This is a genomic window from Henriciella sp., from assembly GCF_029937755.1.
In the GTDB taxonomy this organism is placed as follows: domain Bacteria; phylum Pseudomonadota; class Alphaproteobacteria; order Caulobacterales; family Hyphomonadaceae; genus Henriciella.
Genome location: NZ_JAPYPG010000001.1, coordinates 1 through 12,756, shown reverse-complemented (window position 1 = coordinate 12,756; position 12,756 = coordinate 1). Strand labels below are relative to the sequence as shown.

Genomic DNA, 12,756 nt, shown 5'->3' with positions numbered 1-12,756 from the left:
AGGTATTCCTGACCCGAATTCCTGGCGCGCCACGCCTCTTACTTCAGATGAACAGTTTTTCCTGAAGGAGATCGCTCATGGCCCGTTCCACCTCACTCATATTCATGCTTGTGGGCCTTTTCGGCCTGGCCTTCACCGCCCGCGCGCAGTCGCCAGAGAATATGCGTCTGCAGCTGACCAGGATCATGGATCCGACCGGATTCGAAAAGCCCATGACGTCTGCAACCAGCGTTATTCCGGGCGACTGGACCACCAAGGGCGGGGTTATCTGGCGAACGGGTATGGACTGCAATATGGGCTACACCATGGACTGGACGGCCACTTCGCCCGATGGCGAGGCGATGATCCGCATGCTGCCGACTGCAAGCTGGCGATACAACAATCAGGGCATGCCCAACGGACAGGGGTGTATCCCAGGCGCCTTCAATTCAGCCGAGGACTATGTGCGCGGGTTCGTGACGCAGCTCGACAATCCGCAGATCATCAGCGTAGAGCGCGATCCCGCAACTTCCAGGCTGCTGTCCCAGCCGCCTTTCAGCTACGAATTTCAGGGAGATCCATATTCAAAGAACTGGTGGGACGCGGCGAGTGTTACGTTCGATTACGAGCATGAGGGTAAGGCCTATACAGCGTCGATGATCCTTTTCACGATGCATAACTACACGCTGAGCGGTCATAGTTTCGGCATGGGCCAGCCATTGGAAATGGGCTACGGCGTCGCGGCGAGCCAGATTCTCATGGCGGCTCCGAAAGACACGTTTGCCGAGCACGTGCCCGCCTTTCTGCTTTTCATGAAGAACTACCAGACTGATCCACAATGGCAGAAGAGGATCAACGCGTACCTGGAAAGCATTCGTCCGCCGAACAGGCCACGCCAGCCTGACACAAGCTCGATCGTCTCTGATACGTATGACGAGATTTCAGACATGTCGATGGAAAGCTGGCGCAAACGTAACGGCATGACCGATACGAGCCAGCGCGAAACCAGCGAGTGGATCCGCGGCGTGGAAACCTACAATGCCGACACCCCGACCGGGCAGGTCGAATTGCCGCTTGGCTATGACCGTGCTTTCCAGATGGATGATGGAAGTTTTGTTGTCACCAATGACCGCTTTTTTGATCCGATGAGCGGCCGGGAGCTCAACGCAACCCGGTAATCATTACGGATGTGCCCGAATGGGTACGGGAAATTCCATGAAAATTCAAACGTCCGGCTGAACCATAACTCCACACCTGTGTGCCATATCGGGTCGTAACGAAATGACCCAAACGGGGTGGCAAACGGGTGATGATGATGGCCAAGACGGTTCTGGTAATTGATGACGATCCGACACAACGCAGGCTGATCCAGGCGGCGGTCGAAAAGGCGGGCTTTGCCTGTCGAACGGCGCCTGATGGCGAAAGCGGTTTCACGACCGCGACCGAGGCTGGCGCCGATGTCATCCTGCTGGACCTGACAATGCCCGGAATGTCCGGGATGGAAACGCTGGAGCGTCTCTCCGAACGCATCCCGGATGTCCCGGTCATCATGCTGACGGCAACGTCCGGCATCGACACCATCGTCACCACCATGCGCGCCGGTGCCGTCGACTTCATCGTCAAGCCGGCCAATCCCGAACGCGTCGTCGTTTCCATCCGTAATGCCCTCAAGATGTCTTCGCTGACCGGCGAGGTGAAGCGCCTGACCCGCAAGACGGAAGGCGGCATGAGCTTCGACGACATGATCGGTTCAGCCCCAACCATGCGCCAGGTCATCCGGCTCGGCCAGCGCGCCGCAAGTTCTGACATCCCGGTCCTCATTCTCGGCGAAAGCGGCGTCGGCAAGGAAGTCGTCGCCCGTTGTATCCAGGGCGCCTCTGATCGCGCCGGCAAGCCGTTCGTCACTGTCAACTGCGGGGCCATTCCGGAAAACCTGGTCGAGAGCATCCTGTTCGGCCACGAGAAGGGCGCGTTTACGGGCGCGGTCTCCAAATCGCTCGGCAAGTTTGTCGAGGCCGATGGTGGTACGCTGTTCCTGGATGAGGTGGGCGAACTTCCCCTCGACATGCAGGTGAAATTGCTTCGCGTCCTTCAGGAAAGTGAGGTCGATGCTGTCGGCTCGCGCCGGCCGACCAAAGTCGATGTCCGCATCATCTCCGCGACCAACAAGGACCTCGCCGAGCAGGTAAAGGCCGGGGTCTTCCGCGAGGATCTCTACTACCGTCTCAATGTTTTCCCGGTCGACATGCCGTCCCTGCGCGAACGCAAGGACGATGTCCCGGCGCTCGTCGATCACTTCGTCTCCCGCTTCAACGCTTCGGAAGGTCTCGATATCCCGGGCGCAAGCGAGGAAACGCTGCAGATGCTCTGCGCCTATGACTGGCCGGGCAATGTCCGCCAGCTCGAAAACGCGGTTTTCCGCGCCATGATCCTCAGCGAAGGTGGCGAACTCCAGCCGCATGATTTCCCGCAAATCTCGGGTATCATGCCGGAAATGGCGGACCTGCCACCTGTGCCGCAATCTTCCCAGCCGGCTAATGACGCTTCCGAGCATAGCGAGGGGGGCGACAGTCCGGTCTCGATCATGGATGAAGATGGTGAGATGCGCCCGCTTTCCGATATCGAGCGGGAAATCATCGAATATGCGATCGACTTCTATCAGGGCCACATGTCCGAAGTCAGCCGACGCCTCGGCATCGGCCGCTCGACCCTCTACCGCAAGCTTCGCGAGTACGAGCTTGATCCGGAAGAGAAAAAAGTGGGCTGAGGGAAGCCGCAAGAAACGGGTGGAAGCGTCGGCCTGTTAGGGCCACATTTGCCCCATGACGACGACGCTTTCATCCCTATCCGAACGCTCGGTTGCTTATGAGCGCATGGCCGATGCGCTGTCGCATCTTGGTGAGACGTGGCGAGACTGGCCCGATCTTTCGCAATGCGCTCATGCGATGGGGCTTTCGCCGCATCATTTCCAGCGCGAGTTTACCCGCTGGGCAGGCGTGAGCCCGAAACAGTTCCAGGCCGCGCTCGCGCACGCAGAAGCCGGCGACCTGCTGAGGCAGGGCGCGAGTGTGCTGGACGCCTCGTTTGAGGCCGGGCTCTCAGGCCCGTCCCGCTTGCACGATCTTTTCATTGCGCATGAAGGCCTCACGCCCGGCGAAGCGAAATCCGGCGGTGATGGCGCGAGCCTTGTTATCGGTGAAGCGCCGACACCTTTTGGCACCGGCATCTTCCTGATTTCCTCACGCGGGCTTTGCGGTCTCGGTTTCGCAGATGACGGCGTCAGCGCGAAAACCGGGTTTGAGCATCCAGGCTATGCGAAAGGCGCGGTGTTCGCCGACCTTGCCAGCCGCTATCCGAACGCTGAGCCGCGACGTGACGATGCTGAAGCTCGGCGCTGGTCGCAGCGCATCTTCCAGGGCACCGACCCGATTCCGGTCGCGCTATACGGCACGCCTTTCCGCCGCCAGATCTGGCGGGCCTTGCTGGACATCCCCGCTGGCGAGACCCGTACTTACGGCGAAGTTGCTGCCGCAGCCGGCCAACCAAAGGCCGCACGGGCCGCCGGCACGGCGATCGGCGCGAACAATATCTCGTGGCTCATCCCCTGCCATCGCGCCCTTGCTTCGGACGGAAGGTTACATAATTACCATTGGGGTGTGGCGCGCAAGCGTGCCATGCTGACATATGAGCGCGCGCATGCTGCCTGAGGTCTGACAGGCTGTCGGGTGCACTCCGCGCCTGACACATCCGAAGGACCCGCACGATGATACTTGGCTTCTATGCGCTGATGTTCGTAGCGCTGGGGATATGGGGGCTCTGGCTGTTCATGAAGTGGCGCGAACTGCCGGACTTCTCGAACGCCGTCTACAATTCCATGCGCGAGAAGGGGCTGCTGTCCGACAAGATTGAGCGCGACGATTTCCGCGAAAGCTTCATTCGCGCCGAGGCCCCGCTGGCGGCGACATACCGCTGGGGCGCGGCTCTGTTCTGCCTTGTCGCGCTGCCGCTTCTCGTCTCCGGCTTCAACTGGCTCTGGGACTGGATGTGGCGGCTGGGCGGATCGGTGCCGGGTCCGCTGGAGCGGGGCTACATGTTCAACATCTTCATGACGTTTCTTTTCGTCATGGGCGTGATCGTCGGTGTGCTCTACCTTGTCACCTCGTACTATTACCGTAATCCGCCACCGACCCTGAAATCCGAAATCCGCCGTCTGGAAGGAAAATCCGAATGAGCGTCGAATATCTCCACACCATGATCCGCATTAGCGACGTTGATGCGGCGCTGAATTTCTTCTGCAACGGGCTCGGCCTTCAGGAGCTGCGCCGGGTCGATAATGAGCAGGGGCGCTTCACCCTTGTCTTTCTCGCCTCGCCTGAAGACATCGCCCGCTATCCGGACGCTCGCAAGGAAGAGCAAGGCCTGCCGCCCGGCCTGCCGATGATCGAACTGACCCACAATTGGGACCCGGAAGAGCTCGAAGGTGGCCGCAATTTCGGTCACCTCGCCTACAAGGTGGACGATATCTACGAAGCGACCGAGCGTTTCCAGAGGCTTGGTGTGACCATCAACCGCCCCCCGCGCGACGGGCGCATGTGTTTCGTCCGCTCGCCCGACGGCATCTCCGTCGAGCTCCTCCAGAAAGGCGACCCGCTGCCCCCGAAAGAGCCCTGGGCCAGCGCGGAAAATATTGGGACGTGGTAATCACCGCAGTTGCCGCCCGGTCCTGCGCGCTTAATTAGGTGGCATGGCTGACCAACGAGACCCCGAACGCAATCGCTTTTCCGCCCGGCTGAGACGGACCGCGCAGGTTGGCGGCAACCTCTCCGGCGCGGGTATTGCCTTTGCCGCGAACCGCTTCTTTGGCGGCGATGAAAGCGAGGAACGCACAGCCAGGGCGCTTGCCTCGGCGCTAGGCAAGACCAAGGGCCCGCTGATGAAGGTCGCGCAGATCCTGTCGACCATTCCGGATTTCCTGCCGGCCGAATATGCCGAGGAGCTGGGCCAGCTTCAGGCGCAGGCGCCCGCCATGGGCTGGCCCTTCGTCAAGCGCCGGATGCGGGCCGAACTCGGCCCTGACTGGCAGGACAGGTTCCAGACCTTCGGCAAGGAAGCCGCCCACGCCGCATCCCTCGGTCAGGTGCACCGCGCCATGATGCCGGATGGCCGCGAGGTGGCCTGCAAGCTGCAATATCCTGACATGTCGAGCGCGGTGGAAAGCGATGTCGGCCAGCTCAAAAGCCTGCTCGGCCTGTTCAAGCGCATGGACGGCTCGATCGACCCCGACGAGATCGTCGAGGAAGTCGCCGACAGGCTGCGTGAGGAGCTTGACTATGAGCGCGAGCGTAAGGCCATGTATCTCTACCGGGAAATGCTGGAGCCGAAGGATTTCGTCCACGTGCCCGAACCTGTCGATGCACTCTCCACAGACCGGCTGCTGACCATGGAATGGGTCACCGGCGATCCACTGACGGCCTGGCAGGACGCCCCGCAGGAGACCCGCAACGGCATCGCCATGCGGCTTTTCTGGACGTGGTGGCTGCCGGTGACACGCTATGCCGTCATCCATGGCGACCCGCATCTCGGCAATTATCAGGTGCGCGACGGTGGCGAAGGCCTGAACCTGCTCGATTTCGGTTGCATCCGCATCTTTCCGCCGAACTTTGTCGGCGGCGTTGTCGACCTCTACCGTGCCATGCGGGCCGATGATTTCGACGCCGCCTATGCGGCCTATGAGAAATGGGGCTTCAGGAACCTCAACAAGGAACTGGTCGAGATCCTCAATATCTGGGCGCGCTTCATCTATGGCCCGCTTCTGGAAGACCGCGTGCGCACTGTGGCCGATGGCGTCGCGCCGGGCGAGTATGGCCGCAAGCAGGCCTTCGAGGTGCGCAAGAAACTCAAGGAAAAAGGCCCGGTCACCATCCCGCGTGAGTTCGTTTTCATGGACCGCGCAGCTGTCGGCCTTGGTGCGGCTTATCTGCGCTTGGGTGCTGAACTCAATTACCACCAGCTCTTCGAGGAAAGCCTTGAGGGCTTTTCTGAAGCCGCTGTTGCAGAACGCCAGACCAATGCGCTTTCCAAGGCTGGATTGAACGAGTAAGCCGGAAACCATGCAGTCCGGCCCCTACAATACGCCCATGGCGCTCCACCGCGAACCGTTCAGCGCCATCTTCTGGGTGATCCTGGCGCCGTTTCTCATTCCCGTTGTCGGATCGGCCATCATAACTGTCCTGTGGCCTGGCTATTACGACATCATTCAGGATCCTGGCGCCAGTCGCGAGGCGATTGGTCAGGTCTGGATGCTGCTCGCCATGGTGCAGCTCGTCTATTTCGGCCTGTTGACCCTCTGGGCAGAGCGCGTCGGCGCAGGTGCCTTCGCCGGCGACATGCGCGCTTCGCAGAACTGGATTATCGCCGCAATCCTGCTGGGCCCAGTGATCCTGCTTGCGCCAAACCTCATCATGAGCAGCCTCTTCGGCGGTGAGGAAGGCTGGCAATATTCCGGCGACGTGAATACTGCGCTCTTCTCGCCACAGAACTGGGGCGCGTCTTACCTTATTTACGCGCTGGTCCTAGCGCCGCTGGTTGAGGAAGTGACCTATCGCGGGGTCGCCATGGGCGCGCTGCTGGTACGTGGGGTCCCGCCAGTGATGGCGATGGTTGTCTCAAGTGCGGCCTTTACCTTCGTCCACCTGCAATACTCCATTCCTGCGCTGATCGTGGTCTTCCTCGCGGCCATGGGCTTTGCCTGGCTGCGCCTGAAAAGCGGGACGATCCTTGTCCCGATCCTCGCGCACATGTCTGCAAACGGTCTCATCACTTTCATTGCCAGCCTCGCTCCGCCTCCCGCCGGGTGAGGGCTTGCCGCTCACCTCATCCTCCGGCAAATGCGTTCGCCTCATGACTGATGATTTCACCCAATCCCAGAGTTTTGATGTGCCGGAAGGCTTCGAACTCCTCCCCTGGCATCGCGGCTTCGGCCGTCAGGTTGGTCCGCTGTTCGAAAAGCGGGACGAAACCGGCCTGACCCGCGGCTTCCGTGTCGAGGAGCACCACACAAATGGTATGCAGAACGCCCATGGCGGCATGTTGATGACCTTTGCCGACATGGCCTGGGGCTCGGCTGTCGAGAAGGGCGAGGACACGTGGTGGGTTACCGTACGACTGTTGTGCGACTTTCTCTCTGGCGCCAAGCTCGGTGATTGGGTTGAGGGCAACGGCAAGGTGGTGAGTCATGTCGACGGCATATTCACGGTCGAGGGACGCATCTGGGCAGGCGAGCGCACGCTGCTGACCGGCACTGGCGTCTTCAAGGTGATCGAGCGCCGTCAGGGAGCCGCCTGATGAGTGCGGCAGACAAGGAAAAGGATCGCGTTGATAGCCGCGCTGAGCCGGCCGAGGCAGACTTTCTTCTGAAGCCCTATAAGGGCAAGCGCCCTCCGGCACCGGAGTGGTTTGACCTGGCCATCGGCAAGCAGGCCCGCACAGGCCGCGTCGAGGTAGACGGCGCTTCCATCAACTGGCGCCAGTGGGGTGACCCGGCCAAGCCCGGCATGCTGCTCGCGCATGGCAATGGCGCGCATTCGCATTGGTGGGACTTCATCGCCCCGTTCTTCGCTGAGGACTGGAATGTGGTGGCGCCGGATTTCTCCGGCATGGGGGATAGTGACTGGCGCGACAGCTACGGATTTTCGGCTTTCGCAAAGGAGCAGGTGGCTGTCTGCGAAGCCGCCGGCCTGTTTGCGCACCAGCAGAAGCCAATCATTGTTGCGCACAGCTTTGGCGGGATCATCTCGCTCGTGACGGCCCTCCAGCATGGCGACCATTTCTCCGGTGCGGTGATCGTCGACAGCCACATTGAGCCGCCCGGCAAGGACCGGCCGCGGCCGCCGAAGCGTCAGCGTCCGAACCGCATCTATGAAGATCTGACCGCCGCGCTCGCCCGTTTCCGTCTGGCGCCTCTGCAACCTTGCGAGAACCACTTCGCTGTCGATCATATCGCTCGCCACAGCATTCGCGAGATGACCGGCGAGAACGGAGAGCAGGGGATCAGCTGGAAGTTCGACCCTTTCCTCTTTTCCAAACTGCGCGCGGAATGGGATGAGCTCGACCTGACGCGTCTCGATACGAAGTGCCCGATCGTCTTCATGCGGGGAGAAAAGTCCGAACTCGTCGGCCCCGACGTTTCCGCCTACATGCAATCGCTGCAGGATCCGCCTGTGCCGATGATCACTATTCCCGACGCGTACCACCATGTCATGCTCGACCAGCCGCTTGCTTTTATTGCTGCGGTGCGAGGACTGCTGGCCGCCTGGCCGGAGCGTTAGTGAAATCGCGTTTGCATGCAGGCGCCGCGCGCCCTACACACCCGCCCCATGATCGAGATCCTCCCCGAGACGCCGGCTATCCATGCCGCAGCGATCGAAGACCTTTTTGACCGTACCTTCGGCCCTGGCCACTTCGCCAAGACCGCCGAACGGCTGCGCGAATATTCCGCATCCGTGCCGGACGTAAACCGCGTTGCGATCCTTGACGGCGAGGTCGTGGGTGTCTGCCGTGTCTGGCCGCTAGTGGTAGGAGAACGCCGAGACCGCGCCCTGTTTTATGGCCCGGTGGCCGTCGCACCGTCGCATCGCGGCGACCGGTTGGGTCTTAGGGTCACGCAAGCGGCGATGGAGGCTGGCCGCGAGGCAGGCTGGCCGGCCGCAATCCTGATCGGGGCGCCCGTCTATTTTACCGAGATCGGTTTTGTCGTGCCCCCCCGCGGACGCCTCAGTTTTCCGGGGCCGCAGGACCAGTCGCGCATCATGGTGAGCGACCTTGCCGGTGATGCCTCTGCCCTGGAAGGGCTGGTCACCGCGCCATGAGGGGCGGGCGCCATAACCCTGTTTAACGCTATGCAGCAATTTAATGTCTGAACGGCCTGGGGGTGGGAACCCTCAGGCGTAAAAGCAAGTTCGCTTTGTAACGCGAGCCAATGCAGGACAGAGCAACCCATGATGGGCAGCGACGCACAGACAACACCTGAAACACGGAGCCAGACCGAGCGGCCCGAAGCGGCGATCTTCAGTGGGGGCAGCCGGCGGCTCGTCGTGATTTCAAACCGTGTGCCGCGCGGCGATGGTCCGCCCGGCGGACTCGCCGTGGCGATGAAGGATGCCCTCAAGAACCGCGACAGCCTCTGGTTCGGCTGGAGCGGAGAGAGCCCGCCTGAGGCCTCCGATGATGTCCTCACAGAACAGCGCGGACAGACGACTTTCGCGGTTACCGATATCTCTGCCGATGATTATGCTGGCTATTATGAGGGGTTCGCCAACCGCATGTTGTGGCCGGCCTTCCACTACCGGCTCGATCTCAGCCGCTACACGGAATCAGACTTTGAAGCCTATGCGCGCGTAAATGAACAATTCGCCGAACGCGTCGCGCCCTTCATCGAACCTGACGACCTGATCTGGATTCATGATTATCACTTGATCCCGCTCGCCGCCGAACTGCGTGCGCGCGGCGTTTCCAACCGGATTGGGTTCTTCAGCCACATACCGTTTCCCTCTCCGGAGATCTTCCACGCCATCCCGCACAAGGACCGGCTGATCGAGGGGCTGGCCTGCTGTAACCTTGTCGGCTTCCAGTCGGCGCGCGACCGCTCCAACTTCGAGCGCTATGTCTGCGCACACGCGCATGGCTTCTGGCGGGCGGACGGGCGGATCAGCGTGGATGGCCGCCTCGTGCGGTCGAAAGCCTATCCCATTGGTATCGACGCGGAGGACTTCCGTCAGAAAGCGCTGGCGCCCGAGGTTGCCGAGAAAGCTGACGCGCTTGTTCGCGCTGCAGCCGGGCGAAAGATCATGCTGGGTGTCGACCGAATGGATTATTCCAAGGGTCTTCCTGAGCGGGTCGATGCGATCGAGACCCTGTTCCGCCGGTATCCCGAACTCGTCGGCCAGTGCCAGCTGATCCAGGTCGCACCGGTCAGCCGGGGTGGCGTCGAAGCCTATGCCAATCTCCGCGAGCGGCTGGAAACGGCCGTCGGCCATGTGAACGGCGAGTTCTCCACCATCGACTGGACGCCGATCCGCTTCGTTGCCAACGCCGTGCCGCGCGAAGAAGTGGCAGCCATGATGCGGGTCGCGAGCCTCGCCCTGGTGACGCCACTACGCGACGGCATGAACCTCGTGGCCAAGGAGTATGTCGCCGCGCAGGACCCGGACGATCCAGGCGTGCTGATCCTCTCGGAATTCGCAGGTGCGGCCGAGCAACTGACCGGTGCGCTCGTCATCAATCCACACAATCCGGAAGAGCAGGCCCGCGCCATCTCGAAGGCGCTGGTCATGTCGCGCGATGAGCGGGTGGAGCGCTACCGGGAAAACCGGAAAGTGCTGGCCGAGCGCGATTCCAGCTGGTGGAGCAGTAGCTTCCTCTCTGACCTCGAAAGCGCCAGCGTGGATGACTTCGCCGCCGAACTCCTTGATGCCGTCGACACTGTTCGCACGGCTGAGTAGTCTCGGCCTCTCTTAACAACACGCATCGTCAGGGGGCGTCATGAGTTCCGAGATTCTCGGTTATGTGGCGATGGTGTCCGGCATCATCGCAGCGATCACGATTTCAGGGGATTTCGGCCGCCGGATAACCGGCTGGGCCTTTGTCATCTTTACCGTATCCTCCATCACATGGGTGGCGGTCGGCCTTCTGGATGAGGAGCCACCGCTGGTTATTCAGAATGCGGTGCTCACGGTCGTGAATGTTGTCGGGATATATCGCTGGCTGATCCGGACGAAGCCGGCCTCATGACACGGTGGACCGCCTGGCCTGGGGCATCTGGCTGATCCCGTGGACATCCTCCATCGCGCGGGCCGGGCCCTCACCGGCCTGTTTCGGGATCACGCTCAGCGTCGCGTCGGTTTCCAGGATCACCCATTTCGCCTGATCGGGATCGACCAGCCCGTTTTCGCGCAGCGCCGCCATGACTTCGCGCTTCGTCAGCCGCTCCTGCTTCATCGCATCCTCCTGGAACACGCCATCCTCGACCAGCACGACGGGCCGCGCCTTGACCAGCCGTGAGACCAGCCGACTGTAAAGCATGCTCTTGGTCAGCAGCCATTGCAGCAGCAGCAGCGCGGCGATGCCGCCCACCGATTCCAGCGCCGTCACGCTTTTCGACACGATGCCCGACGCCGCCAGTGAACCAATGGCCACAGTCACGATCCAGTCGAAATTGTTCATCTGGGAGGTGGAGCGTTTGCCCGACAGGCGGATCATCACGACGATGCTGACATAGATGACCGGCGCGGTCAGGATGACCCTGAGCAGATCGCTGGGCTGGTCGAGAAAGATCGGGTCCATGGGCGGGCGGGCTCCTGAGATGAAAGGTCTTTCATACTGAATGCCCCGCCCCGATCCGCGTTCCCGCATGGCGGACCGACCGGCCCGGCAGGGGGCGGTTTGAGGCCGGCTTCAGGGGGACACGGGCCGGGGACAGGGCGGGGACAGACAGGGCCTGAAGGCCCTCCGGACCCGTACCGAAAACAGTCCGGTTTTAGTCCGGAAACAGTCCGGCTGCCAGGCGGTTTCGCGCGCAGGCGCGCCGGCCGGGTGTCAGGGCCAGGTGTGCAAATGGGGCCGCGCGACAGTTCCTCGCCCGCAGCGTGGTCGGCCGCGCTCGCCTCCATGTGGGAGACCCGGATGGCGCCGGTCTTCTCGAGCTGCCACAGGAAGCCCTTGCGGCCTTCCGCCTTGCAGGGCGCGGCGGTCGCCTCAAGATGGGCGGAGATAAATCCACAGCCCCGCCCAGGACCAGACCGGCATCACCCGATGGCATCTGAAGATCATCCGCACATCGAGCCTTGCGGGACGGAGAGGGCGCGCTCAGGGGGAGGGGGAGGGAATTCAATCGATCAGATAACGACGTTGGCTATTCAGCGGGAAAAAGCGTTGGTTCTTTCGCCTCCTCGTCGTCAGGCAAATCGAGCCAATCTGGATCACATTCTCCAGCAGTCTTTACCTTCGATAACAATTCAATTGCAGCTTCCGAGTACTTTCTAAAAAGTGTTTTGTTTATTCGCGTTTGTTTATGATACTTGTTGTCCGTTGACTTAATATCCCTCCCCGTGTCTTCAGCAATTTGCTGGATATATTTGTGGGCTTCGTGCCAACCATTTCCGCCAAGCTTCTTGCCGACTTCCGTCAGCGAATATTTGTAGGTGGCTGTTTCAAATGCAGCAGAGTCAATCGTGGTTATCCCGAAGAGATCGGCAAACTCGTCTGCGTTTTCCAATTTTCGTTCTAATAGATCAAAATCGACCTGAAGGGTTTTCCTCGGAATGTCACTTCGGACCAAATCGTAAGATCGACTCAAAATGGCTCTTAGCGTTTTGGCGGGAACAGCATTGAGATTCTCGGGCGATCGAAATGCTCTAAACACCCAACCGAAGTCGGAAGTAACGATCGTCTTTACACGAACACTTCGGTGCTCTTCGATCTGGATCAGTGTTTCTGTTGGCAAATTCTTCTGATTTGCTGCGTCTGGATTATACTGAACAAAGTAAATATTTTCAATTAGTGATCCGGGCAAGCCAAGGGCTTCGTCAATATCAGCAAGAATGGATGCAACATTCGGGTCTTGTGCGCTATAACCGCAGATAAGTAATGGGTGTTCATTGAACAAAGAAAGAAGGCGGGCAGCTATAAATTTTTTCTTGTGTTGGAAGGTTGCGTAATCATCGCTTGTGACCCAGCCCCGTGATTTCCGGCCATGAATTTGCAGAGTCCTCGACACGAAGA

Annotated in this window: 14 protein-coding genes; 12 read left to right on the top strand and 2 right to left on the bottom strand. The window is 60.6% G+C overall.

The window, feature by feature from the left end; genetic code table 11:
* The first annotated feature begins 77 nt into the window (after positions 1 to 77).
* The 12 genes from Q1K29_RS00070 (at position 78) to Q1K29_RS00015 (ending at position 10,767) form a co-directional block, all read left to right on the top strand.
* Positions 78 to 1,157 (top strand): hypothetical protein, encoded by a 1,080-nt coding sequence (locus Q1K29_RS00070; RefSeq protein WP_300389844.1) that lies wholly within the window; start codon positions 78 to 80, stop codon positions 1,155 to 1,157.
* Positions 1,158 to 1,294: 137 nt separating this feature from the next.
* A complete protein-coding gene (locus Q1K29_RS00065) occupies positions 1,295 to 2,746 on the top strand; it encodes a sigma-54 dependent transcriptional regulator (protein WP_300389841.1) in 1,452 nt (483 codons plus the stop codon).
* A gap of 55 nt (positions 2,747 to 2,801) precedes the next feature.
* Positions 2,802 to 3,686: a methylated-DNA--[protein]-cysteine S-methyltransferase gene (locus tag Q1K29_RS00060; protein ID WP_300389838.1), complete on the top strand. Its 885-nt coding sequence runs from the start codon at positions 2,802 to 2,804 to the stop codon at positions 3,684 to 3,686.
* Between the two features lie 56 nt (positions 3,687 to 3,742).
* The gene (locus tag Q1K29_RS00055) at positions 3,743 to 4,210 is read left to right on the top strand and encodes a hypothetical protein (RefSeq protein WP_300389835.1); all 468 of its coding nucleotides are present in this window, start codon (positions 3,743 to 3,745) and stop codon (positions 4,208 to 4,210) included.
* Positions 4,207 to 4,680 carry a VOC family protein gene (locus tag Q1K29_RS00050; RefSeq protein ID WP_300389832.1) on the top strand — a complete coding sequence of 158 codons (474 nt, stop codon included), beginning with the start codon at positions 4,207 to 4,209 and terminating at the stop codon, positions 4,678 to 4,680. Before Q1K29_RS00055 ends, Q1K29_RS00050 begins: the two co-directional genes overlap by 4 nt.
* Positions 4,681 to 4,723: 43 nt before the next feature.
* On the top strand, positions 4,724 to 6,079 hold the full coding sequence (locus Q1K29_RS00045) for an AarF/UbiB family protein (protein ID WP_300389829.1): 1,356 nt from the start codon (positions 4,724 to 4,726) through the stop codon (positions 6,077 to 6,079).
* A 10-nt stretch (positions 6,080 to 6,089) separates the two neighbouring features.
* On the top strand, positions 6,090 to 6,836 hold the full coding sequence (locus tag Q1K29_RS00040; RefSeq protein ID WP_300389826.1) for a CPBP family intramembrane glutamic endopeptidase: 747 nt from the start codon (positions 6,090 to 6,092) through the stop codon (positions 6,834 to 6,836).
* 43 nt (positions 6,837 to 6,879) lie between these two features.
* Positions 6,880 to 7,323: a PaaI family thioesterase gene (locus Q1K29_RS00035; protein ID WP_300389823.1), complete on the top strand. Its 444-nt coding sequence runs from the start codon at positions 6,880 to 6,882 to the stop codon at positions 7,321 to 7,323.
* The gene (locus tag Q1K29_RS00030) at positions 7,323 to 8,306 is read left to right on the top strand and encodes an alpha/beta hydrolase (protein WP_300389820.1); all 984 of its coding nucleotides are present in this window, start codon (positions 7,323 to 7,325) and stop codon (positions 8,304 to 8,306) included. Before Q1K29_RS00035 ends, Q1K29_RS00030 begins: the two co-directional genes overlap by 1 nt.
* 48 nt (positions 8,307 to 8,354) lie before the next feature.
* Positions 8,355 to 8,846 carry an N-acetyltransferase gene (locus Q1K29_RS00025; protein ID WP_300389817.1) on the top strand — a complete coding sequence of 164 codons (492 nt, stop codon included), beginning with the start codon at positions 8,355 to 8,357 and terminating at the stop codon, positions 8,844 to 8,846.
* A gap of 129 nt (positions 8,847 to 8,975) precedes the next feature.
* Positions 8,976 to 10,478 carry a trehalose-6-phosphate synthase gene (locus Q1K29_RS00020; protein ID WP_300389815.1) on the top strand — a complete coding sequence of 501 codons (1,503 nt, stop codon included), beginning with the start codon at positions 8,976 to 8,978 and terminating at the stop codon, positions 10,476 to 10,478.
* 40 nt (positions 10,479 to 10,518) lie between these two features.
* Positions 10,519 to 10,767 (top strand): hypothetical protein, encoded by a 249-nt coding sequence (locus Q1K29_RS00015; RefSeq protein ID WP_300389813.1) that lies wholly within the window; start codon positions 10,519 to 10,521, stop codon positions 10,765 to 10,767.
* Here Q1K29_RS00015 and Q1K29_RS00010 read toward each other — a convergent pair.
* Positions 10,762 to 11,319 carry a YetF domain-containing protein gene (locus tag Q1K29_RS00010; protein WP_300389811.1) on the bottom strand — a complete coding sequence of 186 codons (558 nt, stop codon included), beginning with the start codon at positions 11,317 to 11,319 and terminating at the stop codon, positions 10,762 to 10,764. The two genes, Q1K29_RS00015 and Q1K29_RS00010, sit on opposite strands and share 6 nt — an antisense overlap.
* Before the next feature lie 568 nt (positions 11,320 to 11,887).
* Positions 11,888 to 12,756: SIR2 family protein (locus tag Q1K29_RS00005; protein WP_300389809.1), on the bottom strand; the 869-nt coding region annotated here is incomplete at its 5' end.